The organism is Microbacterium sp. R1 (assembly GCF_015159725.1).
GTDB lineage: Bacteria > Actinomycetota > Actinomycetes > Actinomycetales > Microbacteriaceae > Microbacterium > Microbacterium oxydans.
Genome location: NZ_JADDUD010000001.1, coordinates 1,210,267 through 1,236,356 on the forward strand (window position 1 = coordinate 1,210,267; position 26,090 = coordinate 1,236,356).

24 protein-coding genes are annotated in these 26,090 nt (G+C 70.6%); 16 read left to right on the forward strand and 8 right to left on the reverse strand.

The annotated features are described in order from the left end of the window. Nucleotides 1–17: 17 nt before the first annotated feature. Complete coding sequence (locus ILP86_RS06075) at nucleotides 18–2,711, reverse strand: phosphoenolpyruvate carboxylase (RefSeq protein ID WP_193761602.1); 2,694 nt, start codon at nucleotides 2,709–2,711, stop codon at nucleotides 18–20. Nucleotides 2,712–2,818: 107 nt separating this feature from the next. Here ILP86_RS06075 and nhaA point away from each other — a divergent pair, with 107 nt between their 5' ends. The 4 genes from nhaA to ILP86_RS06095 all read left to right on the forward strand — a co-directional run bounded on the left by nhaA (nucleotide 2,819) and on the right by ILP86_RS06095 (nucleotide 6,963). Next, nucleotides 2,819–3,988: a Na+/H+ antiporter NhaA gene (gene nhaA, locus ILP86_RS06080; RefSeq protein ID WP_113680147.1), complete on the forward strand. Its 1,170-nt coding sequence runs from the start codon at nucleotides 2,819–2,821 to the stop codon at nucleotides 3,986–3,988. A 131-nt stretch (nucleotides 3,989–4,119) separates the two neighbouring features. Next, on the forward strand, nucleotides 4,120–4,725 hold the full coding sequence (locus ILP86_RS06085) for a MazG family protein (RefSeq protein WP_082682688.1): 606 nt from the start codon (nucleotides 4,120–4,122) through the stop codon (nucleotides 4,723–4,725). 84 nt (nucleotides 4,726–4,809) lie between these two features. Continuing rightward, nucleotides 4,810–6,060, forward strand: a complete 1,251-nt coding sequence (locus ILP86_RS06090) for a HisS family protein (RefSeq protein WP_227751076.1) — start codon at nucleotides 4,810–4,812, stop codon at nucleotides 6,058–6,060. 81 nt (nucleotides 6,061–6,141) lie between these two features. Further along, the gene (locus ILP86_RS06095; protein ID WP_374168944.1) at nucleotides 6,142–6,963 is read left to right on the forward strand and encodes an SGNH/GDSL hydrolase family protein; all 822 of its coding nucleotides are present in this window, start codon (nucleotides 6,142–6,144) and stop codon (nucleotides 6,961–6,963) included. Here the strand turns inward: ILP86_RS06095 and ILP86_RS06100 are convergent. Next, the gene (locus ILP86_RS06100) at nucleotides 6,932–7,474 is read right to left on the reverse strand and encodes a glyoxalase/bleomycin resistance/extradiol dioxygenase family protein (protein WP_046749648.1); all 543 of its coding nucleotides are present in this window, start codon (nucleotides 7,472–7,474) and stop codon (nucleotides 6,932–6,934) included. The genes ILP86_RS06095 and ILP86_RS06100 overlap by 32 nt on opposite strands. Before the next feature lie 87 nt (nucleotides 7,475–7,561). Here ILP86_RS06100 and ILP86_RS06105 point away from each other — a divergent pair, with 87 nt between their 5' ends. After that, complete coding sequence (locus ILP86_RS06105; RefSeq protein ID WP_193761605.1) at nucleotides 7,562–8,353, forward strand: helix-turn-helix domain-containing protein; 792 nt, start codon at nucleotides 7,562–7,564, stop codon at nucleotides 8,351–8,353. Between the two features lie 33 nt (nucleotides 8,354–8,386). On the opposite strand, the gene ILP86_RS06110 is transcribed toward ILP86_RS06105, so the two are convergent. Genes ILP86_RS06110 through ILP86_RS06130 form a run of 5 tightly spaced genes read right to left on the reverse strand, consistent with a single transcriptional unit; the run spans nucleotide 8,387 to nucleotide 14,690 of the window. Then, nucleotides 8,387–9,616: an APC family permease gene (locus ILP86_RS06110; RefSeq protein ID WP_193761606.1), complete on the reverse strand. Its 1,230-nt coding sequence runs from the start codon at nucleotides 9,614–9,616 to the stop codon at nucleotides 8,387–8,389. Between the two features lie 4 nt (nucleotides 9,617–9,620). Next, the gene (locus ILP86_RS06115) at nucleotides 9,621–11,324 is read right to left on the reverse strand and encodes a CocE/NonD family hydrolase (RefSeq protein WP_193761607.1); all 1,704 of its coding nucleotides are present in this window, start codon (nucleotides 11,322–11,324) and stop codon (nucleotides 9,621–9,623) included. Next, nucleotides 11,321–12,619, reverse strand: coding sequence for an MFS transporter (locus tag ILP86_RS06120; RefSeq protein ID WP_058632516.1), 1,299 nt, complete (start codon nucleotides 12,617–12,619; stop codon nucleotides 11,321–11,323). Before ILP86_RS06120 ends, ILP86_RS06115 begins: the two co-directional genes overlap by 4 nt. 35 nt (nucleotides 12,620–12,654) lie before the next feature. Continuing rightward, nucleotides 12,655–13,683, reverse strand: coding sequence for an alpha/beta hydrolase (locus tag ILP86_RS06125; protein ID WP_193761608.1), 1,029 nt, complete (start codon nucleotides 13,681–13,683; stop codon nucleotides 12,655–12,657). Further along, on the reverse strand, nucleotides 13,680–14,690 hold the full coding sequence (locus tag ILP86_RS06130) for an alpha/beta hydrolase (RefSeq protein WP_193761609.1): 1,011 nt from the start codon (nucleotides 14,688–14,690) through the stop codon (nucleotides 13,680–13,682). The genes ILP86_RS06125 and ILP86_RS06130 overlap by 4 nt, the downstream gene beginning before the upstream one ends. Before the next feature lie 105 nt (nucleotides 14,691–14,795). On the opposite strand from ILP86_RS06130, the gene ILP86_RS06135 reads away from it, so the two are divergent. Next, nucleotides 14,796–15,800, forward strand: a complete 1,005-nt coding sequence (locus ILP86_RS06135; RefSeq protein ID WP_193761610.1) for a LacI family DNA-binding transcriptional regulator — start codon at nucleotides 14,796–14,798, stop codon at nucleotides 15,798–15,800. Here the strand turns inward: ILP86_RS06135 and ILP86_RS06140 are convergent. Further along, nucleotides 15,781–16,251 carry a PaaI family thioesterase gene (locus ILP86_RS06140; RefSeq protein ID WP_193761611.1) on the reverse strand — a complete coding sequence of 157 codons (471 nt, stop codon included), beginning with the start codon at nucleotides 16,249–16,251 and terminating at the stop codon, nucleotides 15,781–15,783. The genes ILP86_RS06135 and ILP86_RS06140 overlap by 20 nt on opposite strands. Before the next feature lie 108 nt (nucleotides 16,252–16,359). Here ILP86_RS06140 and ILP86_RS06145 point away from each other — a divergent pair, with 108 nt between their 5' ends. The 10 genes from ILP86_RS06145 (at nucleotide 16,360) to ILP86_RS06190 (ending at nucleotide 26,088) form a co-directional block, all read left to right on the forward strand. After that, on the forward strand, nucleotides 16,360–16,758 hold the full coding sequence (locus ILP86_RS06145) for a GntR family transcriptional regulator (RefSeq protein ID WP_193761612.1): 399 nt from the start codon (nucleotides 16,360–16,362) through the stop codon (nucleotides 16,756–16,758). Further along, nucleotides 16,755–17,825, forward strand: a complete 1,071-nt coding sequence (locus ILP86_RS06150; protein WP_046749642.1) for a DUF1648 domain-containing protein — start codon at nucleotides 16,755–16,757, stop codon at nucleotides 17,823–17,825. Before ILP86_RS06145 ends, ILP86_RS06150 begins: the two co-directional genes overlap by 4 nt. Continuing rightward, nucleotides 17,822–18,772, forward strand: a complete 951-nt coding sequence (locus ILP86_RS06155) for a CPBP family intramembrane glutamic endopeptidase (protein ID WP_193761613.1) — start codon at nucleotides 17,822–17,824, stop codon at nucleotides 18,770–18,772. Before ILP86_RS06150 ends, ILP86_RS06155 begins: the two co-directional genes overlap by 4 nt. A 31-nt stretch (nucleotides 18,773–18,803) precedes the next feature. Continuing rightward, a complete protein-coding gene (locus ILP86_RS06160; RefSeq protein ID WP_193761614.1) occupies nucleotides 18,804–19,463 on the forward strand; it encodes an O-methyltransferase in 660 nt (219 codons plus the stop codon). 97 nt (nucleotides 19,464–19,560) lie between these two features. Continuing rightward, nucleotides 19,561–20,841, forward strand: coding sequence for a phosphopyruvate hydratase (gene eno, locus ILP86_RS06165; RefSeq protein ID WP_046749639.1), 1,281 nt, complete (start codon nucleotides 19,561–19,563; stop codon nucleotides 20,839–20,841). 73 nt (nucleotides 20,842–20,914) lie between these two features. Continuing rightward, complete coding sequence (locus ILP86_RS19905) at nucleotides 20,915–21,496, forward strand: septum formation initiator family protein (RefSeq protein ID WP_308431892.1); 582 nt, start codon at nucleotides 20,915–20,917, stop codon at nucleotides 21,494–21,496. A 47-nt stretch (nucleotides 21,497–21,543) separates the two neighbouring features. Beyond that, nucleotides 21,544–22,086: a DUF501 domain-containing protein gene (locus tag ILP86_RS06175; protein WP_058632524.1), complete on the forward strand. Its 543-nt coding sequence runs from the start codon at nucleotides 21,544–21,546 to the stop codon at nucleotides 22,084–22,086. Continuing rightward, a complete protein-coding gene (locus ILP86_RS06180) occupies nucleotides 22,083–23,147 on the forward strand; it encodes a S8 family serine peptidase (protein WP_374706390.1) in 1,065 nt (354 codons plus the stop codon). The genes ILP86_RS06175 and ILP86_RS06180 overlap by 4 nt, the downstream gene beginning before the upstream one ends. Nucleotides 23,148–23,415: 268 nt before the next feature. Then, nucleotides 23,416–24,942: an FAD-dependent oxidoreductase gene (locus ILP86_RS06185; protein ID WP_193762000.1), complete on the forward strand. Its 1,527-nt coding sequence runs from the start codon at nucleotides 23,416–23,418 to the stop codon at nucleotides 24,940–24,942. Nucleotides 24,943–25,233: 291 nt separating this feature from the next. Continuing rightward, complete coding sequence (locus ILP86_RS06190) at nucleotides 25,234–26,088, forward strand: cation-transporting ATPase (protein ID WP_193761616.1); 855 nt, start codon at nucleotides 25,234–25,236, stop codon at nucleotides 26,086–26,088. Nucleotides 26,089–26,090 lie beyond the last annotated feature (2 nt).

Consider the following 26,090-nt stretch of genomic DNA (forward strand, 5'->3'; position numbering starts at 1 on the left):
CGGCGGGAGGGCTCGGGTCACCCGGTGTTCTGCAGCCCGGCGGCGACCCCGCTGACCGAGAGCAGCAGCAGCCGCTGCTGCTCCGCGTCGGCTCCGGAGCCGGTCGGGCCGTGATCCGCCGAACGCAGGGCACGCAGCGCCCGGAGCTGGAGGAGCGAGAGGGCGTCGACGTAGGGGCTGCGCAGCTGCACGGCCCGCTGCAGCACGGGCTTGTTCTCGAGGAGTCCGGTGCCGCCGGTGAGACGGATCACCCAGCGCCGCGTGAGGGCGAGCTCGTCCAGCACGAGCTGGGCCAGGTCGTCGCGGTCGCCGAGGGCGAGGTACTGGCGGGCGATGCGCTCGTCGGTCTTGGCGAGGCTCATCGCGACGTTGTCGATCATGGTGCGCAGCAGCGGCCACTCCCGGTACGCCTCGACGAGAAGTTCCTCGTCGCCGACGGCTTGCAGGGCGGAGCCGAGTCCGAACCAGCCGGCGAGGTTGATGCGGGCCTGCGTCCAGGCGAACACCCACGGGATGGCGCGGAGGTCCTCGAGCGACTCGACCGACAACCCGCGTCGTGCCGGGCGCGAGCCGAGCGCGAGCAGACCGATCTCCTCCATCGGGGTCACGGTGGCGAACCACGATGCGAACCCCTCGGCCTTCACCAGCGAGAAGAAGCGCTCACGGGAGGCCGCGTCCATCGTCGAGGCGACCTCGGCGTAGCGCTCTGCCGCACGGCTGGTGCGCTCCTCCTCGGTGGGGGACGACGCCAACAGGGTGGCCGCGGCGACCTGGTCGATGTGCCGCATCGCGATCGCGGGCTCGCCGTAGCGCGCGAAGATGACCTCGCCCTGCTCGGTGAGCTTGAACCGGCCGTCGACGGAGTGCGGCGGCTGCGCCAGGATCGCCGAGTTGGCAGGGCCGCCCCCTCGTCCGAGTGCGCCGCCACGACCATGGAAGAGCGTCAGCTCGATGTCGTTGTCCTGCGCCCAGCGGGCGATCTTCTCCTGGGCTTCGTACAGCGCCAGGTTCGCGGCGACGGGGCCCACGTCCTTCGACGAGTCCGAGTAGCCGAGCATGACCTCGAGCCGGTTGCCGGTCGCGGCCATGCGCTCGCGGAACTCCGGGAAGGTCACGGCCTCGGCGAGGATGCCCGGGGCGGCCTGGAGGTCGGCGAAGGTCTCGAACAGCGGCACGACGTCGAGCACAGGCGCATCGTCGCCGAGCGCGTATCGGGCGAGACGGTGCACGTTGGCGAGGTCGGAGGCTGCCTGGGTGAAGGAGACGACGTACCGCCCGGCCGCACGCAGACCCCGGTCGTGCTGGATGTCCGCGATCGCGCGGAAGACGTCGAGCACCTCTTCGGTCTGTGCGCTGACGGCTTCGCCCGCATCGAGCTCGGCAAGAGCCTTCGCGTGCACCTGGGAGTGCTGACGCACCTCGAGCTCGGTCAGGTGGAAGCCATAGGTCTCGACCTGCCAGATGAGGTGCTGCACCCCGCCGAACGCGTGGCGCTTCGCGCCGGCATCCGCGAGCGACGCCTGCACCGCCCGCAGGTCGGCGAGCAGTTCCTCGGGACGCGCGTAGGGCTGGCCGCCGTCTCCGCGGCGGGTGTCGGCGACGCGGCGCGCCAGCACGAGCAGCACGCGACGGTGCGGCTCATCGGGGGAGCGGGTGGCGAGCTCGGCCGCCAGGTCGGGCTCCGTCTGGGCGAAGCGCTCCCAGAGCGCCGTGACCTCGGCGCTCGGCGGCGTGTCGTCGGCGGCGAGGGTGAGGGTCCGGCCGATGCGCCCCAGCGCGCGCTCGAGGCCGCGGAGCACATGGTCCGCCGCGATCTGCGACGCCTCCCGCGTGACGGAGGCCGTGACGAACGGGTTGCCGTCGCGGTCACCGCCCACCCAGGAGCCGATGCGCACGAACGCGGGGACCACCGGAGCGCTCGCACCCGAATCGTCTCCGCGGAGGGCATCGTCGATGCGGCGGTAGACGTGCGGCACCGTGGTGAAGAGCGTCTCGTCGAACACACCCATCACGGTGCGCACCTCGTCGGTCGGAGTCGGCTTCTGCGACCGCAGCGGGGCCGTGCGCCAGAGCGTGTCGATCTCCTCCAGCATCCGCCGGCGCGCACGGTGCTCCTCCGCACCGCCTTCGCTCGCCGCATCGTGTTGCGTGAGCAGCTCGGACAGACGGCGGATGCTCGACGACACCGCGCGACGGCGCGCTTCGGTCGGGTGCGCGGTGAAGACCGGGTGGAAGCGGAGCCCCTCCAGCCGACGTCGCGCCTCGTCGTCGCCCACCTCGGTGCGCAGGCGCGCGTATGCGGTGGCGACGGTGTCCGCGGCGTCCTCGCGACCCGGCTGGCCGGCGCGCTCGCGCAGCACACGCACGCGCTGATGCTCCTCCGCGAGGTTCACGAGGTGGAAGTAGCAGGTGAAGGCGCGGGCGACCTCATCGGCACGGGCGACCGTGAACGACTCGGCGATGGCCGCGGCGCGCTCGAAGGCGTCCGAGGTCTCGTCCTCATAGGCCTGGATCGTGGCGAGGCGCAGACGTTCGACGTCGTCGAACAGGTCGTCGCCACCGGCCTCGCGCAGCACCTGACCGAGCAGCTGGCCCAGCATGCGGACGTCGGTGCGCATGGCATCGGGGATGCCCTGGCCCGCCTCGAATCGGCCGATCACGCGGATGGCCTCGGTGTTCGTGGGTTCGGAGAAGGAGTGTGCGGGGGTCACCCCTCGAGAGTATCCCGCGTGCGAGGGGTCGCCTGCACGCATGACGACGTACTCCGTCACCGCGCCGTCCGGGGTGCGCGGCACGCGCGCGACCTACGATGGACGGGATGCGCATCTCAGCGAACCCCCTCCGCGGACAGCAGTTCCCCGCCGTCCTCCTCCTTCTCGCGGCCGGGCTCGGCCTGCTGCTCGCGAACCTCCCGACGCATGATGCGCTCGCCGCCCTCCTCGACGTCCACATCGCCGTGCCAGGCACCGCCCTCGACCTGTCGATCGCGCACTGGGTGTCCGACGGTCTCCTCGCCGTCTTCTTCCTGGTCGTGGCCATCGAGCTGCGCCACGAGCTCACCCACGGTGAACTCGATTCCCCGCGCAAGGCGGTGCAGCCTGCCATCGCGGCCACCGGAGGAGTGCTCGTCCCGATCGCGGTCTACCTGCTGATCGCCGGTGGGGACAGCGTCACGGCACCGGGCTGGCCCATCCCGACGGCGACCGACATCGCCTTCGCGCTCGGGGTGCTGGCGATGTTCGGCAAGGGACTCCCGTCGCGGGTGCGCGTCTTCCTGCTCGCCCTGGCGATCCTCGACGACATCATCGGGATCGTCTTCATCGCCGTGCTGTTCGCCGTCGATGTGCAGTGGCTGCTGTTCGGACTCGCGATCGTGGGCGTGGCCGTGTTCTGGGCGCTGAGCCGACTCCTGCATGCGAAGGGCCACCCCCTGATCGCCGTTGCCATGGTCCTGGTCGGCGTCGTCACCTGGGGTCTGGTCGCCTCCTCCGGCATCCACGCGACGATCGCCGGCGTGCTGCTCGGACTCGTGATGGCACCCGTCCCCGCCGAGCGCACGCGACACGCGCTCGAGCCGACGGTGAACGGGGCGATCCTGCCGCTGTTCGCCTTCGTCGCGGCGTTCGTCGTGATCCCCGCCGTCTCGATCACGCAGCTGTCCCCGGCATTCTGGGCGATCGTGGTCGCCCTGCCGGTGGGCAAGATCATCGGCATCTCGCTGTTCGGCTGGATCGCGATGCGCATCCGCCCGAAGGGATCGGACCCGGCGTTGCCGTTCGCCGACATCCTCTCGGCCGGCGCTCTCGGCGGCATCGGGTTCACGGTGTCCCTGTTGTTGGCGAACCTCGCTTTCGCGGAGGACGGCGGCATCAGGGATCAGGCGATCCTCGGTGTGCTGGTGGGCTCGCTGATCGCGCTGGTGCTCTCCGGCATCATCGTGTCGCTGCGTGCGCGCTGGTACCGTCGGCTCTCATCCGCGGCGTCGTGATCCGGCGTCGTGATCGCGCGTCGTGATCGGTCGCCGTCGTGAACCGGTCATCGGGAGACGGAGGAACCGTGAGCGTTGAATCCGAGGTCCGCTCGCCCGGGGAGGACCCGCTGCGCGAGGCTGCCGAGACCATGCGCGCGGTCAGGGAGCGCTGCGTGTGGTCGCAGCAGATCACGCATCGCGACCTCGTGCCCTATCTGATCGAGGAGTCGCACGAGGTGATCGATGCCGTCGAGGTCGGCTCTCGCGACGACCTGCGCGAGGAACTGGGGGATCTGCTCTGGCAGGTGCTGTTCCACGCGGCGATCGCCGCGCAGGACCCGGACGATCCGTTCGACATCGACGACGTGGCGCAGACGCTCACGGAGAAGATGGTGCGTCGTCATCCGCATGTGTTCGCCGGGGAGGTGGCTGAGACTCCCGAGCAGGTGCTGGTGCACTGGAACGCCGCCAAGGCCGCGGAGAAGCGCACCCGACGCAGCGTGCTCGACGGAGTGCCGCGCGGGATGCCGGCGCTCGCGCTCGCGCAGAAGATCGCCGGGCGGGCCATCGGCGCAGGAGTGCCCGTCGAGCGGGTCGCCTCTGCCGCCGCCCCCGCCTCGGAGGAAGAGCTGGGGGACGCGCTCCTCGCGCTGGTGGCGACCGCCCGCGAGCAGGGGTGGGACGCCGAGCGCGCCCTCCGCGAGCGGCTGCGTGCGCTGGAAGACGACGTGCGCGCCGCCGAAGCCGCGCGCTGATCCCGGCGCGACCCCATCCCGGCACGACCGAGTCGGCAGACCTGGGAAGATGGAACCGTGGCTACCGTGAACCCGCCGCGCGGCATGCGCGACATCCTCCCCGCCGACAAGGCCCGCCGTGAGCGTGTGCTCTCCGTCATCCGCGAGCGCTATCTCGCGCATGGATTCGACGAGATCGAGACGCCCGTCGTCGAGGAGTACGACCGTCTGCATGCCGGCATCGGTGGCGACAACGAGAAGCTCTCGTACAACATCCTCCGCCGTGGCCTGGATGCCGACGCGATCCGCGCCGCCGTCGACGACCCCGCAGCGCTCTCCGACCTCGGCCTCCGCTACGACCTGACGGTGCCGCTCGCGCGTTTCTACGCGAGCAACCGCGGTCAACTGCCGACCGTCTTCCGCTCGATCCAGATCGGACCGGTCTGGCGGGCGGAGCGCCCGCAGAAGGGCCGCTACCGCCAGTTCGTGCAGTGCGACATCGACATCATGGGGGACGACACCGCACGCGCCGAGGCCGAGCTGATGGTCGCCTCGCTCGACGCGGTCGACGCTCTCGGCCTCGACGGGGCGACCGTGCGCATCAACGATCGCCGGGTGCTGGAGTGGATGCTCGACAGCTTCGGGTTCACCGCCGAGGAGCGTCCCGGCGTGCTCATCACGATCGACAAGCTCGACAAGATCGGTCCGGAGGGAGTGGCGACCGAGCTCCGTGAGCGCAGCGCATCGACCGCAGCCGCCGACGCGTTCGACGCCTTCCTCCGCCGCCCGCAGACGCTGGAGTACAACCCCTTCGGCGAGCGGCAGATCCGCAAGGCGCTGCCCGACGGAGCTCCGGCCGACCTGGTCGAGCACTTGGTCGGCATCGGCGAGGCCGTGGCTGCGGGACGGGGACAGTCCGACATCCCGCTCGTCTTCGACCCGTTCCTCGTGCGCGGCATGGGGTACTACACGGGCACGATCTTCGAACTCGCGCATCCGTCCGTCAGCTACTCCCTCGGCGGTGGCGGACGCTACGACGGCATGATCGGCCGGTTCCTCGGGCAGCAGGTGCCCGCGGTGGGCTTCTCGCTCGGGTTCGAGCGCCTCGTCGACCTGATCGCAGAGGAGTCGGACGTCACGACGAACGCGGTCGTGCTGATCCACGACGCCGACGTTCCGGTGCACGAGCTCGTGACGCACAAGGCCGCGCTCATCGCGGACGGCGCCAGGGTCCGACTCGAGCGCCGCACCAAGAACGTCAAGGCGCTGCTCGAGCGTTCGGCGGTCGACGGCTACACCTCGTTCGCGATCGTGTCCGCCGGTGCCGCAGACCTGGAGCTCAAGCCCCTGTCCTGAGCCTCCTGCGGCCGGCCTCCGGAACCTCCCGGGCCGATGCGCGTTCACGCCGCGTTCACGCCGACGGGGTGCAATCGTGGGGTGAGTCGCATCGGCACCGCGTTCGTCGTCCGCATCGCCCTGGCGGGTGCCGCTCTGGCCGTCGTGCTCGGTGTCGTCCGCGTCGTGCTGGTGCAGCAGGCCGCGCTCGCCCGACGGCGGATCGGGAAGCCGCTGGGGGAGGACTCCCTCGATGCGGATCGTGTCTGGCGCCGCTCCCTCGGCGGCGAGCCGCTGGAGCTGCTGGTGCTCGGCGACTCGATCGCGGCCGGGCTCGGTGCCGAGCGCCGTAAGGAGACTCTCGGCGCTCGACTCGCGAAGGCGACGGGGCGCCGGTTGCAGCGACCGGTGCGGTTGCGCACGGTGGCCGTCGTAGGGTCGGAGTCTCCCGATCTGCCGAGCCAGTTCGATGCGCTCCCCGAGGGGTACCTTCCGCACGTCGCCGTGATCGTCGTCGGCGGCAACGACGTGACGCACCGACTGCCTCCTGCGCTGTCGGCACAACATCTGCATGAGGTGATCCGCAGGCTGCGCGGCATGGATGCCGAGGTCGTCGTCGGCACGTGCCCCGACCTGGGCGCGCTCCGCGCCGTGCCGCAGCCGTTGCGGCGGATCGCCTCCGGTCTGTCGCGCCGCCTGGCCGAGATCCAGGCCGAGACGGCGCGGCGGGCGGGCGCGGAGCCGGTCGATCTGCGTCGAGCGGTGGGTCCGATGTTCTTCGACGAGCCCGAGGCGATGTTCAGCCTCGACCGCTTCCACCCGAGCGCCCTGGGCTACCGCCGTACGGCCGAGGCACTGCTTCCGGCGGTGTGCCGCGCGGCGGAGCGGTCGCTCAGCTCGCCTCGTCCGCAGGAGACCCGCTGAACGACGCCGCCCACTCCGCCACTCGACGACTGCTCTCCTCGTCCGAGATGTCCTCGACGCGCGTCATCACAGACCAGCGCACCCCGAACGGATCGCGGATGCTGGCGAAGCGATCACCGGAGACGAAGGGTGCGGGTGCTTCGCGCACGGTCGCTCCCGCGGCGACCGCCTTCTCGACGACCGCATCGACGTCCGCGACGTACAGCCCCATCGAGTAGCAGTCGTCGTCGCCACCGGGGGAGCGCACGAGGTGGTACTCGGGATTGGGCTCCCCGAGCTGGAGCAGGCCGAGGCCGAAGTCCAGGTCGGCGTGCGCGACCACGCCGCCGAACTCGGTCACGTCGACGACTCTGGCCCCGAAGACGTCGCGGTAGAACGCGATGGCCTGCTTCGCGTCGGGGATGGCGAGGAAGGGGGTGAGCGAGGTGGCGCTGTGCGGGCGCCCGTTCGTCGTGTACGTGCCGTTCGCGCCGGCCGTGGGGGTGTGCGTCGTGGTGTGGTCTGTGCTCATGACGCCACGGTAGAACGGGCGATGCGGCGGCGGCTTGAAGATCCGCGACAGCCTCGCCCTGTCGGCGTCGGGGCCTACGCTGGGCCGATGGTGAACCCGACCCGCGGGGTGCTCTACCCCGCTCGCCTTCCGCAGTTCCACCGGCTGCCACCGCCGCCGGCAGCCGCGGAGCTGGTGGAGTGGTTCTGGATCCCGGAGTGGGACATCGAGCCTGGGCGCTCGTCACGGCAGGAGATCGTGGCGTATCCGGCGCTGAACCTGGTCGTCGACGCGAACACCGTCACGCTCGCCGGAGCGACGACGCGGGCGTCGCACCGCGATCTGCGGGGGAGCGGCTGGGCCGTCGGGGCGCTGCTGCGTCCGGCAGCGGTCGCCGTGCTGATCGACGCTCCGGCGTCTCTCGTCGACGACGAGTGGGAACTCCACGACGGGAGCGGCACCGGCGCGCTGCGCGCTGCCGTCGTGTCGACGATGAGCTCGGGCGAGGGGCGACGCGAGCGGGCGGTCGAGGCCTTCTCTCAGTGGCTCGAGGATCGTGCGGGGCCGGTCGGCGAACCGGAACGCCGGGCCAACGCGTTCATGGACGTCCTGATGGGCGATGGCGCCGCGCTCACCCCCGAGGAGGCCGCCACGAGGTTGGCCGTCTCGGTGCGCACCCTGCAGCGGATGACCCACCGCCACGTGGGGCTCTCGCCCGCCGCGATGATCCGACGTCGGCGGCTGCAGGAGGCGGCGCAGCGAGTGCGAGAGAACCCGGAGACCGACCTGGCCTCGATCGCCGCCGAGCTCGGCTACGCGGATCACGCGCATCTCACGCGCGACTTCCAGGCGGTCCTCGGCATCGCACCGCGCATGTACCGCTCCCAGGCGCGGGGCTGACCGCGGCGCGTCGAGCTCAGGCGTGCGCGGGGCTCAGGCTCTTTCGAACCGCAGCCGCAGCAGCCGGTATCCGACCCCGAGGAGGACGACCCCCGTACCGATCAGTGAGGCCAGCACGGGAAGAGTGTTCACCAGCACCAGGCAGCCGAGCGCTCCGAGCACGTGCAGCACCCGTGGATACCGACGCGCGGACCCGCTCTGACGGAATGCGGCGGCGTTCGCGATCAGGTAGTACAGCAGCACGCCGAAGGAGGAGAAGCCGATGGCGCCGCGCAGGTCGGCGATGAGGACGATCGCGACCACGATGAGCGCGATGGCGATCTCCGCGCGCTGCGGGACCTGATGGCGCCGATCGATCTTCGCGAGGAATCGAGGGACGTCACCCTCGCGAGCCATGGCCAGGGCCGTACGACCGATCCCGGTGAGCAGAGCCAGCAGGGCACCGAGGGAAGCGGCGGCAGCAGCGATGCGGATCACGGGCGCCCAGGTAGATGCCCCGGCGGCCACCAGTACATCGACCAGAGGAGCGGTCGAATCGGTCGCACCGGCGCCGAGCACCAGGACGACGACGAGTCCCACCAGCGCGTACACGACGACCGTGCCGCCCAGCGCCAGCACGATGGCACGGGGGATCGTGCGTCCGGGATCGACGACCTCCTCACCCATGGTCGCGATCCGGGCGTACCCCGCGAATGCGAAGAACAGCAGGCCGGCCCCCTGGAGCACTCCGTAGGCCGTGGCATCGGGGAGGGGGGTCGGGGTCGCCGCCGGAGCGCCGGCGAACCCGAAGACCACGACGACCGCGAGGCCGAGCAGGGAGCACACCACGAGGATGCGGGTGACCAGGGCGGTGCGGGTCACGCCGAGGCAGTTCACGGCGGCGAGCAGCACGACAGCGGCGACCGCGACGGGCAGCTGCCAGCCGGCCGGTGCCGCGTAGGCGGCGAACGTCATGGCCATCGCCGCGCAGCTCGCGATCTTGCCGATCACGAAGCTCCATCCCGCGATGAAGCCCCACCAGGGGCCCATCTCCGCGCGGGCGTAGGCATAGGTGCCACCCGCGACCGGGTGGGCGGCGGCGAGCTGCGCTGATGAGGTGGCATTGGCGTATGCGACGACCGCGGCGATCGCGAGGGCGATGAGGACGCCGCTGCCAGCGACCCCGATCGCGGGAGCCCACACGGAGAAGACACCGGCGCCGATCATCGAGCCGAGACCGATGGCGACCGCGTCTCCGAGCGTCAGACGACGGGCGAGGGGCATCCCGTCATCGTGTCACGCGCCGGTGAACAACGGGTGAAGAGGCGTGCGAGCGTGACGGCACGACGGCCAGTGCGGGCAGCGTGAGGGTCGCCGGCGCCGTGCCGCCGACGCGGACGGTCTGATCGCTGGGGATGAGCCGCGAGTGGTCGCGCACCGGGTCCTCGGTTCCGGGGTTGCGCAGGTGCAGCGGGTGCGCGCCCGACGACACCTGCACGCGCAGGCGTGACCCCGCCGCGAACCGGTGGGCGAGAGGCGCGAGTTCGAGACGGATCCGGCCCGCCTCGTCTGTGTGCGTCTCGTCCGTGTGCACCTCTTCCGGCCGAAGGCGCCGGTACCCGTCGGTGAGCGCCCGCGAGACCCCTCGCGCGTCCACCTCGCACAGACGCACGAACAGATCGGCACGCGGGTTCGAGGACGCGAAGGACAGCGTGATCATGGGCGTGCCGATGACGAGGAGGTCGTCGGGAAGCCGGTCGCCCGTGAAGACGAGCACATCCGCCCGGCGTTCGCGGGTGTGCTGGGGGCGGCGCCCGGCGGAGAACGGATTGAGGGTCCTGCCGCCCGCATCCGGGGTCGGGGCCACCGGATCGTAGCGGTACGTGAGGTCGGCCGCGGGGCTGGCGACGCCCGTGCCGTCGAGGCGCCCGTCGCGGGTGAGCTCCAGCTCCACGGCCGTATACGGCGGGGGCCAGCTGTCCAGCTCCCGCCAGCCGCCGCCACCTGTCACGTCGATGCGCACCCCTTCGGTCTGCGCCGTTCCGGTGAACGAGCGCAGCACCTCGCGGACGCCGATGACGGTGATGTCGGGCGCCCCGTGCACCCAGTCGCCGACGATGAGGCGCACCGGACGACCCGCATCGCGCAGGGCCGCGTAGTCGTCGAGCTGGCCCACGAGGAACAGATCCTGCCAGCCGGCGACCAGCGTGACGGGCGGGATGGAGTCGACGTCCTGCGCGAAGTGCATCGGCTCCCACCAGGGGTCCCCCTGATCGCTGTGCTCGACCCAGTCGCGGTAGAACTGCGGATCGGCGCCTCGGGCCACGCGCACGGCATCCGCCGGCGGGACGGCGAGCGCGCCGCGACGGAATCCGCGCCGGGCACGCAGCAGCGCCCAGGCCTTCGACGGCAGCGCCCGCTCCTGGATGTCGAGGGCGTATGCCCACGTGAGCGGGGTGTCGATCGAGAATCCGCCGCCCGGGTAGAGGATGGCATCGTCGAAGCGCCGCGCGGAGATGGCGATGCCGAGCGCGTCGGGGCGGTCGTCGCCGTCGCAGTACGCCCACTGGGTCACCCCGAAGTAGCTCCCGCCCCACGAGTGCACGCGTCCGGTCGCCCACGGCTGCGCGCGCAGCCACCGCATCGTCGCCTGCCCGTCGGCGACCTCGTCGTGCAGCGGATCGAACGTCCCGCCGGAGCCGAAGGTGCCGCGACAGCTCTGCACGACCACATGGTGCCCTCGCTCGGCCAGGAAGAGCGCGACGCCGGCGATCCCGTCGCGGCCGTACGGCGTGCGGATCAGGATCGTGTCGCCTCCGGATCCTTCCGCGTGCCAGTGGTCGGTGAGGAGCGCGGCGCCGTCGTCCGAAGCCACCCGGATGCCGGTCGTCCGGACGACGTCCTGGTGCGTCTTCGCCGGCATATCGGCGACGCGGGCGAGCCGCCGGTACTCGCGCCGCGCGGCGCCGCCCAGGCGGGGAGCATCGGTCATCGCACGCCCTTCACTCGGGTGACCGCGAACGCGGCGATCACGGCCATCACGACCGCGCCGATGTAGAGGGCCGCGAAGTTCTCACCTGTGGGCGAGCCTATGCGGGTCGCGAAGAATCCGAAAACGGGGACGAGGATGCCCGGCAGCAGGTAGGCGAGAGCCACGATGCCGAGGTCCTTGCCGGCGTCCTCGACCGAGGGGAGGCACTCCGTCATCAGCGCGACGTCGGCGGCGATGTAGGCGCCCTGCCCCGCCCCGACGATCGCGATGCCGACGAGGAAGAAGGCGATGTCGCCGAAGGAGATCGCGAGGATGAGCCCTCCGGCGCTCGCGAGGGCGCCGATGATGACGCTCGGCTTGCGGCGACCCGTGCGATCGGAGATCACGCCGAACACGAACGCCATGACCAGGTTCATCAGCGTGAAGGCCGCTGTGGCCTGAGTCTGCACGGCGGCTATCTCGGTCGGGTCGTCGATGCCGAAGCGGCCGGAGATCGTGAGGTAGAGATAGCTCGTGACCGAGACGATCGACGCGGTCATGAAGAAGCGGCACACCCACGCCCACGCGAAGTCCGGGTAGCGACGCGGACTCAACCAGAAGGTGGCGAGCACCCCGCTCCAGTCGAGCGGCTCGGCGGGCAGCAGTCGCCGGATGTCCTTCAGCGTGAAGAACAGGGTGAGCGCGAGGACCACGGAGAGGCCGCCGGGGATCAGGAACATGCCGATCTGGCCCATGGGCGCGACGATGCCCGCGAGGGAGACTCCGCCGAGGATGCCGATGGCGGTGGCCGCTCCGGTGACGGCGGACATGATCGCGCGGATGCTGCGGCGGATCTGATCCGCGAACAGGGTGTGGACGGTCATCGACACGGCACCCCATCCGACGAGGACCAGGATCGTGCCGACGCCGAGCACGAGGAGGTTCGGTGCGGTCGCCTGGATCACGTAGCCGATCAGGGCGATCAGCGCGCCGGAGAGGATCCAGGGGCGGCGGATGCCGAGGCGGGACATCGAGCGGTCGCTGAGCCGACCGAAGATCGGCGTCGTGATGAGGATGGCGGCGCCGCCGAGGGTGAGGATGATGCTGAGGTTGCCCGTCGCCTGGTCAGGGTCCCATTCCTTGAGCAGCTGCGGGATCGCGACACCGGCGACGCCCTGGGCGATGCCGGAGCCGAACCACGCGAGCACGAAGGTGATCCAGAACAGGCGCGTCTGGCGCTGTCCGGGGATCGCATCGGCGGTGAGCGGGGGAGCGGGATCTGCGGGGAAAACGGGATCGACGGCGTGGGTGGACATCTTCGTCTCCTGGTCTCGGTCGGGGTGGGAACTGCTCATGGCCGCGTGCCGGTGGTGGTCGCGGCTCCGTCCGGCGGTCGGGGCATCGGATGGGAGTCGGCGCGGTAGGCACCGGCGAGCTCTTCGACGAAGGCGTCGCGCCATTCGCGGGCTCCCTCCCAGCATCCGGTGAGCCCGGGAGACGCGTGGTCGTGCCCGAGTCCGATGTGCAGCACGACGGGGACGCCTGCTTCACGCAGGCTGTCGGCGTACGCGATGGCACCGTCGCGGAGCGGGTCGTACTCGGCGGCGAGGATGAGTGCGGGCGCGAGCCCGCGGTGATCCGGCGCATCCAGTGGTGAGGCCACGGCGAGCGGCGCTCCCGCGCGATACAGCCCGGCGAGGTGCTCGATGCCCGTGCGCTCGGCGGGCCGAAGGCGGCGGTGCATCGAGTCGCCGAACAGCCGCAGTGCCGCGGGCAGCACTTCGAGCGCCTGGTGATGCAGCGGCTCTCCGGCGTCGCGCAGGCGCAGAGCGGTGGTCGCCGCGATCGTCGCCCCCGCGGAGTTGCCTCCGACACCGAGCCGGTCGGCATCGACGTCGAGTTCGGCGGCGCGCTCGCGGAGGTCGGCGAGAGCGGCCACGGCGTCGTCGACGGGGGCGGGGAACGGGTGCTCGGGAGCCAGACGGTATTCGAGCGCGACGATCTGCACTCCTGACCGCAGCGCGCGATCCGCGCACAGGCGGTCGTTGAGGATCTCGTCGATCGTGCCGCCCGTCCACCCGCCGCCGTGCAGCCACAGCATCGTCGGCATCGCCCCGATCGCCGACGTCGGGCGGAACCGACGGGCACGCAACGGTTCCGCTCCGCCCGACACCACGAGATCGTCGATCTCCACCTCGGCGGGAACGGGAGCGGTGAACTCGACGGCGAGGCGGTCGCTCAACTCGCGCTGCGCCCGGCGACGGGCTGCCATCTCGCGAGACTCGAGGTCGGGGAGCGTCGCGGAGAGTTCGCCGATGCGCTGGATCCATTCGCGGATCTCGGGACCCAACGGCGGCTCGAGGTACTCGGGAGCGCTCATGCGGTCGCTCCTGGGTGGAGCGTGCGCAGCTCGGAGACGACGAGACGGTGTGCGACGTCTGCGGAGGGCACGAACCCGGTCGATCCCAGCGAGCCGTGGGTCTGTCCGATGAAGCGCATCGCCGTCACCGGCACGCCGGCCGCCGAGAGTGCGCGCGCATAGGCTTCCCCGTCACCACGCAGGGGGTCGAGCTCCGAGGTGAGGATCAGTGCCGGCGGCAGGCCTTCGTGAGAGGCGGCCCGCAGCGGGGAGGCGTACGGTCGGCGTGCCGCCGCGGCATCGTCTCCGACGTACTGACGCACGAGCGTCCGGCCGACCGCGCGCACGATGACGCCAGGCATGCGGGCATCGATGCCACTCATGTCGGCATGTCCCATGGTCAGATCGAGGGCGGGATTCTCCAGCAGCTGCAGCGCGATCGGATGCGCGGAGCGATCACGGTTCATGAGCGTCACGGCCGCGGCGAGGTCGCCTCCCGACGATGCTCCGCCGATGGCGATCCTCTCGGGCGACGCCCCCAGCTCCTCCGCGTGCGCGTGGGTCCATTCGAACGCCGACCAGCACTGCTCCGGCTGCGTGGGGAAGCGCTCCTCCGGCGCATGGGCGTAGTCGGCGGCGACGATCACGATGCCGGCGTCGTGTGCTCTGACCCGGAAGCGCGCATCCCACGAGACCCAGTCGATGCCCGCGATGGTGAACCCGCCGCCGTAGAAGTACACGAGCACGGGGAGCCCCGACCCTGGCGGTGTGCGTTCCTCACCGGGCCAGTAGACCCGCACGCGCACGTCGGGGTGCCCGTCGACCGGGACGATGTGGTCCTCGGTGGTGGTCGGCAGCGGGGTGATACCCAGCGCGGCGCTCACGGCGTCGTCATTCTGAGCCGCGACCCGGCGGCGGCCCGCGGGGTCTGCGGGCTCCGAGGCGAGCAGCGGTGCGACGCGTTCCTCCCACGCCGCCACCGCGCTGTCGAGCGCGGGGCGTCGGAACCGGGACCGTGCTGTCGGCATCGGGCATCTCCTTCGATGGGTTCGCGTCTCGGCGGGGTTCCCGCAAGACGAGTTCCGACCTAGTCTGGGCAATCGAAGAACTTCGATGAAGAGAGAACACGGGCGATGCGCGCACGACCAGGCAGGGTCACCATCTACGACGTCGCGGAGCGCGCCGGGGTGAGCATCTCCACCGTCTCGCTGGCGGTGAGCGCCCCCCACCGGGTACGACCGGAGACCCGCGAACGCATCGTCGCGGCGGCCACGACCCTCGGTTATCGGATGACGCAAGGCCGCCGGGTCGGTGCCGCCCGCATCGCGGTGGCCGCGCCGTTCACGACCTACCCGTCGTATCTGCGCCGCCTCTCCGGAATGCTCCGGCGGGCCAGGGACGCGGCGGTGGACATCATCCCCTACGACCTCGATTCCGCGGCAGCCGCGGATGAGCCGCTGCTCGACGTGCTGCCCACGCGCACGGACGCGACCGGTCTGGTGGTGATGGGGGTTCCGCTCGGGGGAGCAGCGCGGCGGGCGAGCAAGGCGGCGCGCATCCCGGTCGTCTATGTCGACGTGGTGCCGACGCGGTCCGACGTGGGCGGTCCGGTCGTCCTCGTCGACGACCGCGACGGCGGTGCGCAGATCGGCCGCCACCTCGCCGGGCTCGGGCATCGCCGTGTGCTCTTCGTCCATGAGCCGCAGCGCTCGCCGGCGTACGTGTCGGCCGGGATGCTCCGCATCGAGGGGCTGACGCAGCACCTGGGGGTGACCGACCTGGCGGTGGCGCATCCGTCCTCGGTCGACGGTCGCGTGATCGCCGCAGCCCGAGCCGCAGGAGCGACGGCGATCGTCGCGAATCACGACCAGTTCGCCGTCGCCGTCCTGTCCGCCCTGCGCTCCGGCGTCGACACCCCGCCACTGGCGGTCGTCGGCTACGACGACGGCGAGGTAGCCGAGGCGCTCGACCTCACCACCGTGCGCCAGCCGTTCGAGGAGAGCGGACGCACGGCCCTCGAGCTCGTCCTCGGACTGGTGTCGGGGGCGTCGACCGCGCGCGAAACCGTGCGACTCGCCCCGACGCTGATCGCGCGGTCTTCGACGCTCGGCGTCGGGTTCAACCCCGCGAGGCGGTGACGCGCTTCTTCTCCCGGATGTAGACCTCGCGACGCACCTTCGCCACGACGTCGCCCTCCCGGTCGGTGATGACCGTCTCGAACCACTCGAGCACCTTGGCGCCCCCGTGCGCCCGCTCCCGGATTTCTGCGGCCTTCTCTTTCGACACGTCGAACTCGGCCGTCAGCACTCCACGTCCCGGCTTGAGGAACTCGATCTCGCCTCGGGTGTCCCACACGACGTAGTCGCGTCCGAGCTGATGCATGACCAGCATGAAGAAGTAGGGATCGGTCATCGCCGACATCGATCCGCCGAATGCGGTCTTGACGTAGTTGCGGGTGAAGACGTTGACGTGGAGCTCGACGGTCGCGTGCGTCCAGTCCTCGCGGAAACGACGGACGCGGATCCCGCTGAAGAGGTTGGGGATCCACAGGCTCATGCCGATCGCGAGACGGCGGGGAGTGATGCGCATGAGGTCAGTGTGGAGCACCCGACCGAGTCCGACAAAGACGTCTGGAGGGTTGTCACAGTTGTTATAGTTCGCATAGAATAAGTAGAGATTCCACGAGAGGAGGCCCGGATGCTGATCCGCGTCGATCCCGACAGCCCTCGCGCACTGTATGACCAGGTGGCGGCTTCGGTGCGCTCCGACATCCTCGCCGGCGTGCTGGCGCCCGGCGATCGCCTTCCCGCGGCTCGCGACGTCGCCGAAGCGCTGGACATCAACCAGCACACCGTGCTGCACGCGTACCAGCAGCTGCGTGACGAGGGATTGGTGGACCTCCGCCGCGGCAGGGGAGCGGTCATCGCGGCCTCGGCCGCGCCCCTGGCCGACCTGGCGCACGACATCGACGACCTGGTGCGTCGCGCCGCAGCGCTCGGCGTCTCCGCCGACACGCTCGCCGGCATCGTCCGCGCTCACCGCGACGCCGGCACCGGTAGGCACCCGATCGAGAACCCCGAGGAGGATTCGCCATGACCGATCACGAAACCACCCACGACCTCACGCGCACACCGCCTCCACTGCTGCGACGCGCCCGGCTGGCCTTCTTCCTCGTCGCGGTGATCCTGCCGGTCGTCATCACGGCGATCGCCGTCGTGGTCCTGCTGACGTGGTTGCCCGCGCTGCCGCCGGAGGTCGCGACGCACTGGGGGCTGAACGGTGCCGACGGTTTCGGAGCTCCGGCCACGTACCTCTGGATCCTCCTCGGTGTCGGCCTCGGGCTGCCCGTGCTGATGGCCATCGTGACACTCGCCGCGGTCGGTGCGCACTGGGGCGGCGCTGCACGGCTGATGGGTGCGCTCGCCGCCGGCATGTCGTCCCTCGCCGCCGTCTTGAGCCTCGGTTCGCTCGCGATCCAGCGCGACCTCGCCGACCCGGCTGACGCTCCGGGGATCGGCGGCGTCATGGCCCTGGCCTTCGGGGCGCTCGCGGTGGTCGGTGCCATCGCGTGGGTCGTGCAGCCGCGAGTGCGAGCGGAACAGGGACGCACACTCGAGCCTCGGTACGCCGTGCACGTCGCGAAGGGGGAGCGCGTCGTGTGGGTCGCCACGACCACGATGCCGCGCGGGGCGCTCCTGCTCCTTTTCGTCGTGCTCTTCGGCCTCGTCGTGGTCGCCGCGTTCATGCTCGGCACCGGCGTCGAGGGCGGCTGGATCGTCGCGGTGGTCGCGCTCGTCGTGGGCTTCGCGGTGGCGGCGACCACGTCCTTCCGCATCAAGGTCACCCCCGAAGGCTTCTCCGCCCGCTCCCTGCTGGGGTGGCCGCGTGTTCGCATCCCTCTCGATGAGGTCGAGTCCGCCCGCGCCGTGGACATCTCGCCGTTCGGCGAGTTCGGTGGATGGGGATGGCGCATCGCCGTCGACGGTCGCACGGGCATCGTCATGCGACGTGGCGCGGCGATCGAGGTGTCCCGCCGCGGTCGACGGCCCTTCATCGCGACGATCGACGGTGCGGAAGAAGCTGCCGCACTGCTGCAGTCCTATGTCGACCGCTCGCGAACACCGGATTCCCCCTCGACCGACGACGGAAAGGCGACCTCATGAACGACCGGATCCTGCACGCGCGTCGCGTGCCCTGGGCTGCGGTGATCGTCTTCGTGGCGGTGTCCTTCGCCCTCGCCTGGCTCGTGGCGCTGCCACTGTGGCTGGGCGACGGTCTCGCCGAGCCGATGTCGGTCTTCCTGCTGCCGATCATGATGTTCACTCCTGCGATCGCCGCGCTGGTGGTGACGTTCCTGATGCGCGTCCCCGAGCCAGGGCGGCGCGCCCGCTTCCTCGGACTGTGGCCATTGCGCCCCGCGAAACGCGTGATCTGGCTCATGGTGGCTGGCTGGCTCGCGCCGCCGCTCCTGGTGGCACTGGGCATCCTGTTGTCCGCGGCTCTCGGCTTCGTGCAGCTCGACCTGACGTTCGCGGCCTTCGCCGCAGAGCTGGAGAAGGCCGTCCCGGCCGGTACGCCGCTTCCTCCCGTCCAGGTCATCGTGTTCGCGCAGCTGGCGATGATCCCGGTCGGCGGGCTGTTCAACAGTCTCTTCGCATTCGGAGAGGAGCTCGGGTGGCGGGGCTGGCTGCTGCCGGCACTGCGCCCGCTCGGGACCTGGCCTGCGCTGATCCTCAGTGGCGTGATCTGGGGCGTCTGGCACAGTCCGATCATCCTGCTCGGCTACAACTTCGGGCGCACTGACATCACCGGGGTGCTGTTCATGGTCGGCGGATGCGTGGCCTGGGGCATCCTGCTCGGCTGGCTGCGTCTGCGGTCGGCCTCCGTCTGGCCGGCCGTGATCGCGCACGGCTCGTTGAACGCGGCTGCGGGGATGGTCATGATCTTCGCCGCTGCGCAGCCGGACCTCGCTCTCGCAGGTCCCCTGGGGGTCGCCAGCTGGGTGGTGATCGCCGCGGTCGTGCTCGTGCTCGTGTCGACCGGCCAGTTCCGACGGCAGCCCGAGCTCGCTGACGCGCCCGGTCGTCTGCTCTCCACGCCGCGCCCTTGACGGAGGGCAGCGGCGGGGGTTGGCTGAGGCCATGGAATCCACCCCCGCCGCCTGGTCCGATGCCGACTCCTACCTCGCCGATCTGCTCGTCGGTCCCGACCCCGACCTGGAGTCGGCGCTCGCCGCCCAGCGTGACGCGGGCATGCCCGAGATCGAGGTCGCTCCGGTGGCAGGCAAGCTCCTGCATCTGCTGGCCCGGATCAGCGGCGCGCGCAGGGTGCTCGAGATCGGCACCCTCGGCGGGTACTCCACGATCTGGCTCGCCCGTGCCGTCGGCTCCGATGGACGCGTCGTGACGGTCGAGGCGGAGGCGGCCAACGCGGCGGTCGCACGCGCCAGCATCGACGCCGCGGGCGTCGGAGACCGCGTTGACATCCGGGTGGGCAGGGGAGCGGACGTGCTTCCGACCCTGGTCGGCGGATTCGACCTGGTGTTCATCGACGCCGACAAGGAGTCCAACACGATCTACCTCGACTGGGCGGCGAAGCTCGGTCATCCCGGCACCGTCATCGTTCTCGACAACATCGGGCGCGAGGGCGAGATCGTCCGTGACGACTCCGACGACCCCAAGGTCGTCGGCACGCGCGAAGGTCTGCGCATGCTGGGGGAGGACCCGCGCTTCGATGCCACGGCACTGCAGACCGTGGGAGCCAAGGGATGGGACGGCTTCGCGATCGCGGTCGTCGTCTGACGGGCGGGTCCTCGGAGCCGTCGGGAGGCCGGGCTAGACTGGGCGCGGATCGACGACGCTCCACACAACGTTTTCCCCCTGAGCAAGGAGCACATCAGTGGCACTGATCGAGGCTGTAGGCGCACGCGAGATTCTCGACTCGCGCGGAAACCCGACCGTCGAGGTGGAGGTCCTCCTCGACGACGGCATCGTGCAGCGGGCGGCCGTGCCGTCCGGTGCATCCACCGGCGCGTTCGAGGCGTACGAGCTCCGCGACGGCGACAAGAGCCGCTACGGCGGCAAGGGCGTGCTCAAGGCCGTCGAGGCCATCATCGACGAGCTCGGACCGGCGATCGAAGGCGTCGAGGCCAGCGAGCAGCGCATCGTCGACGAGATCCTCATCGAGGTCGACGGCACCGAGAACAAGAAGCGCGTCGGCGCCAACGCCATCCTCGGCGTGAGCCTCGCGGTCGCGAAGGCCGCGGCCGACTCGGCCGACCTTCCGCTGTTCCGCTACCTGGGCGGTCCGAACGCCCACGTGCTCCCCGTTCCGCTGTTCAACGTCATCAACGGTGGCGAGCATGCAGACAACGGCATCGACATGCAGGAGTTCTTCCTCGCGCCGATCGGTGCCGAGACATACTCCGAGGCACTGCGCTGGGGCGTGGAGACCTACCACGTGCTGCGCGCCGAGCTGAAGGCCGCGGGCTACGCGACCGGCCTCGGCGACGAGGGCGGCTTCGCCCCCGACCTGCCCAGCAACCGCGAGGGTCTCGACTTCCTGGTGAAGGCGATCGAGAAGGCCGGCTTCACGCCGGGCACCGACATCGCGCTCGGCCTCGACGTCGCCGCCACCGAGTTCTTCAAGGACGGCGTCTACCGCCTCGACAACAAGGACTGGGACGCCGCCGCTCTCACCGAGTACTACGTCGGACTCGTCAACGACTTCCCGATCGTCACGATCGAAGACGCTCTGGCAGAGGACGACTGGGACAACTGGAAGCACCTGACCGAGGCGCTCGGCTCGAAGGTGCAGCTGGTCGGCGACGACCTGTTCGTCACCAACCCGCAGCGTCTCGCCGACGGCATCAAGCGCGGTGTCGCTAACTCGCTGCTCGTGAAGGTCAACCAGATCGGCACGCTCACCGAGACGTTCGACGCGGTCAGCCTCGCACAGCGCTCGGGCTACACCGCGATGCTGTCGCACCGTTCGGGTGAGACCGAGGACACCACGATCGCCGACCTGGTCGTCGCGACCAACGCCGGTCAGATCAAGGCCGGCGCGCCCGCTCGCAGCGAGCGCGTCGCGAAGTACAACCAGCTGCTGCGCATCGAGGAGGAGCTGGGCGACGCCGCGGTCTTCGCCGGCCGTTCCGCGTTCCCGCGCTACCAGGCCTGAGCGCACACACGCACGCAGAGCCGCCCGCGGGCGGTGAACACCGCCGCTGATGCGGCACGACGAAGGAGGAGCCGTGGCACGACGACCGGCTCCTCCTTCGCCGTCTCCGGGAGCGCACACGCCGAAACCCGCGGCGAAAGGCAAGGGCAGGGCGACGCCGAAGGCCCGCGCGGCGGCGCCGTCGACCGCGCGCGCGGCGGCGGGGAACCGAGGCGGAGCCCCCCGCGTCGATGTGCGCGAGTGGGCTTCCGGCATCCGCCTCTCCGCCTTCTCCGTCATCATGCTCTCGCTGGTGGTGCTCGGTGCGTGGGTGCTGGTGCCGACGCTCGGGACCTTCATCGACCAGCGCCAGAAGATCGCAGCCCTCGAGGCCTCCGTGCAGGTGAGCGAAGATCAGATCGCGGCGCTCGAAGCCGAACGCGAGCGCTGGAACGACCCCGCGTACATCACGACGCAGGCCCGCGAGCGCCTCTATTACGTGAAACCAGGCGAGGTCGTCTACCTGATCGACAACGACCTCGATCCTGCTGCACTCCCGCGGGAGCAGGAGCCGGTGAGCGACACGCTCGTCGAGAAGCCGACGGACTGGATGCCGCAGCTGCTGCGCACCCTCGTGTCGTCCGGGCTCAGCGACACCGCCGCCGTCACTCGCTGAGCATCCGCTCCGAGCATCTTCCCCGCAGCCTCCCCTACGCTGGTGGGGTGACCACGCCGCCCTTCCCCGCCCCCACGCCCGCCGAACTCGCCGTCGTATCGGCCCAGCTCGGCCGTTCCGCCCGGGGCGTGGTGGGTATCGCGGCCCGTTGCGTCTGCGGCAACCCGACGGTGGTCGCCACGACGCCGCGCCTGCCGGACGGCACACCGTTCCCCACGTTCTACTACCTCACGCACCCCGCGGCGACGGCGGCGATGTCGACGCTGGAAGCCACCCAGGTGATGCCCGAGCTCGCCGCACTCATCGCCGAGGACGAGGACATGGCTGCGGCTTATCTCGCAGCCCACGAGGCCTACCTGGCGGATCGGGCCGAGTTCGGCGAGGTCCCCGAGATCGACGGCATCTCCGCGGGTGGCATGCCCACGCGCGTCAAGTGCCTGCACGCCCTGGCCGGGCATGCCCTGGCCGCCGGTCCTGGAGTGAACCCGATCGGCGACGCGGCGCTCGCGCGTTCCTCCTGGTCGCCCGCCGTCTGCCGCTGCGAAGACCCCGGCGCTGCCACCCGTGACGCGGCGGCCTCCACGGCATGACCGTGCGCCGGACGCTGCGCAGCGCTGCCGCCATCGTGGTGGTCGCAGCGTCCGTGCTGCTCATCGGGGCCACGGCCACTCCGCCACCGGTCCCGGACGACCCAGCCGACCCGGTCCGGGCCTCGGAGTACTGGCTCGACGGCGCGCGTATCCGCGAAGCCTGGCAGACCACACGTGGCGAGGGCGTGACGATCGCCGTGATCGACACGGGTATCGCCAAGGTGCCCTCCGTCTTCGGCGACGCCGTGGTCGGCGGAACCGACGTATCGGGAACCGGAACGCCGGATGGCCGCACCCCTCTGGGTGCCGTCGACGGCAATCACGGATCCTGGGTGGCGTCGCTCGCGGCCGGACGAGGCGCTCCCGACGGCACTGGGATGATCGGCGTCGCTCCGGAGGCGAACCTGCTCTCGATCTCCGTCGGATTCGGCGCCGCCGCGGCCGTGCCGTTCACGGAGCAGGTCGCGAAGGGCATGAAGTGGGCTGTCGACAACGGCGCCGACATCATCAACCTCTCCTTCACCACGAACACGCTCGATTGGGATGAGAGCTGGGATGAGGCATTCCTCTACGCGTTCCAGCACGACGTCGTGGTGGTCGTCGCGGCGGGGAACAGGGGAAGCGGCACGAACATCATCGGTGCTCCCGCGACCATCCCCGGGGTGCTGACGGTCGGCGGCGTCGACCAGACCGGCACGGCCAGCATCGAGGCCTCGACACAGGGCATCACGATCGGCATCTCCGCGCCCAGCGAAGGACTCATCGGAGTCTCCGCCGACGGGACCGTCACGCCGTGGCGCGGCACGAGCGGCGCAGCCCCGATCGTCGCAGGGGTCGCTGCCCTGATCCGCTCGGCGCACCCCGAGATCAAGGCGATCGACGTGATCAACCGCATCATCAAGACCGCCATCCCCGTCCCCGACGCGGTCAAACCGCAGGACCCGCTGTACGGGTATGGGCTGGTCGACGCCGCTGCGGCGATCTCCGCGAACCTTCCGGCGGTGAGCGAGAACCCGATGGGGGATCTCGCCGAGTGGATCCGCGTCTTCCGCCGTGCATAGACGGAGCCCGAGACGGCCGCGCCCGTCACGCCGGTAGACATCCCGCCTCTGCCGGCGGCCGACGCACCCACCGATCCCGGCTCACCGCTGCTTCCCAGCGCGGATTCATTGCGCTACGGTACCCTGCCGCTCATTGCGCTCACAGTCCCTGGTATCCTGATAGCGCTTGGCGTCACCGCTGCTGCCCGGCGCATCCGATCGGCGCGCATTTCCGTACGCCACACCCCCGACTCCGAGGAGTAGTTCTTCTGTGCCTCAGAACAGCACTGTGCCCAAGATCCTGATCGTCGGCGGAGGGTACGCGGGTTTCTACACCGCGTGGAAGCTCGAGAAGCACCTGCGCAAGGGCGAAGCCGACGTGACCATGGTCGACCCGCTGCCGTACATGACGTACCAGCCGTTCCTCCCCGAGGTCGCCGCGGGCTCCATCGAGGCCCGTCACTCGGTGGTCGCGCACCGCCGTCACCTCAAGCGCACCAACGTGCTCACCGCCAAGGTGACCAACATCAACCACGCCCAGAAGGTCGCGACCATCACGCCGCCGCTGGGAGAGCCGTACGAGTTCGCATACGACCAGATCGTCGTCACGGCGGGCGCCGTCTCGCGCACCTTCCCGATCCCCGGCATCGCCGACAACGCGATCGGACTGAAGACGATCGAAGAGGCCGTCGCGATCCGCGACAAGGTCATGTCGAACTTCGACAAGGCCGCCTCGCTCCCCGCCGGTCCCGAGCGCGACCGTCTGTTGACCGTCGTGGTCGTCGGTGGTGGCTTCGCCGGCATCGAGGTGTTCGCCGAACTCCGTTCGCTGGCGTCCGCGCTGGTCGGCAAGTACCCGCAGATCAGCTTCGAGGACACGCACTTCCACCTCATCGAGGCGATGGGCCGCATCATGCCCGAGGTCTCGCTGCAGACGAGCGAGTGGGTGCTCAAGGACCTGGCCAAGCGCGGCGCGAACGTGCACCTCGACACGCAGCTCACCAGTGCGGTCGACGGTAACGTCGAGCTCTCCACCGGCGAGGTCATCCCGACCGACGTCATCGTGTGGACAGCCGGCGTCATGGCCAACCCGACCGTCGTGCGCGGCGGAGATCTGCCGGTCGAGGAGCGCGGTCGCATCCAGACCCGCGCCGATCTGCGCGTCGGCACACCCGAGGCCTTCGTCGAGGGTGCATGGGCAGCCGGAGACGTCTCCGCTGTCCCCGATCTCTCGGGTGGTGGCGTCGGAGGCTTCTGCGTGCCGAACGCCCAGCACGCGGTCCGCCAGGCGAAGCTCCTCGCGAAGAACCTCGTGGCCGTGCTCCGGGGCGAGAAGCCCAAGGACTACTTCCACAAGAACCTCGGCGCTGTCGCAGGTCTCGGCCTGTACAACGGCGTCTTCCAGTCCGGCAAGATCGCGCTCAAGGGCTTCATCGCCTGGCTCGCGCACCGCGGTTACCACGGTCTCGCGATGCCGACGTGGGAGCGCAAGTGGCGCGTGCTGTGGGGCTGGTGGAACAACCTCTGGCTCGGCCGCGATCTCGTGAACCTCGAGACGGTGCAGAACCCGCGCTACGTCTTCGAGGAGTTCGCCGCGCGTCCGCGCCCGGCCGCTCCCGCTGCGCCCGTGGCTGATGCTCCGGCGAAGGCCGCCCCGGCGGAGAAGGCCGCCCCGGCGGAGAAGGCCGCTCCGGCGGAGAAGGCCGCTCCGGCGGAAAAGAAGCCCGCCGCGAAGAAGCCTGCTGCCAAGAAGCCGGCTGCGAAGAAGCCCGTCGCGGAGAAGACTCCCGAGACGGCGGAAGCAGCGGCGAAGTAACACCTTCCGCACGACGACGATCGGCCCCGAGCGCACTGCGCCGGGGTCGATCGTCGTCGTGGCGGGTCGTTCCGAGGCGACGCATAGGTGCGGTCGGTATCGTCTCGCGGGCAAGGGGAGTACTCCCGAATGCGGCGAAGTCGTCATTACGAGCACGAGATCGTGCTCCGGCCCGCCGGCCCGTGAGGGTGGAGGAGACCTTGGCACCCGCATCGCGGGCTGCTGAGTGAACCCTGCCGTCGTCCCGACGTCGTGGATCCCCGGTGGTCCGCACCACGAAAGGGACCACTCATGGGAAAGCTCTCCCGATTGATCGGAATGGCCTCCGAAGCGCTGGAGAAGAATGCCTCCTCAGGGCGCAACGGCCACTCGGCCGGCGGATCGCGCTCGCACGACGAATCCCGGTCGACGGATTGGAGCGGGATGCTGCGCGGCGCCGTCGACGCCGTGCGCGGGCAGGGGGATGCCGGACGGACTTCGCTGCCCGGTCCCGCAGCCGGTGCCCCGTACACGCCGCCGGCTGCCGGTGACCCGTACACGCCGCCCGCGGCTGGTGCCTCGCGCGCGTCGCAGTCCGTGACCGATGCCGATCGGGCGGCCATCGCCCGCTACGACTACCTTCTGCAGACGGCCGATCCGCAGCGTGTCGAGCAGATCCACCGCGAGGCGTTCGCGCGACTTTCGCCGGAGCAGCGTGCGCTCGTCGAGGCTCGAATGCGACAGGAACTTGCGCCAGGAGAGCGCCCGCGCTCCTCATCAGCCGACGACCTCGCCAGAGCGGCGGGTCGTGCAGAGGCCATGAACCCCGGACGGATGCGCGGACTGCTCTCGCGCGTGCGGGGCGCAGGCGTCGGTGGCGCTGCCGTCGCCGCAGGGGGCGCGGCCGTCGGTCTTCTCGGCGTCGTGGCCGGAGGTGCGGTGGTCAGCACCGTGGCCGGGCCTCTGTTGGAGCAGGCGGCGAACATCGGCGTCGACTTCGGAGCGCTCGCAGAGGGCGTCGACATCGAGTCGCTCGCCGGCGGCGCAGGCGAGCTGCTGGGGGCCGCCGGCGAGACGGTATCCGGGGTCGGAGAGGCAGCGAGTGGATGGGGCGAGCAGCTCGGCGATCTCGGCCTCCCCGGCATCGGCGACATCTTCGGGCGCTGACC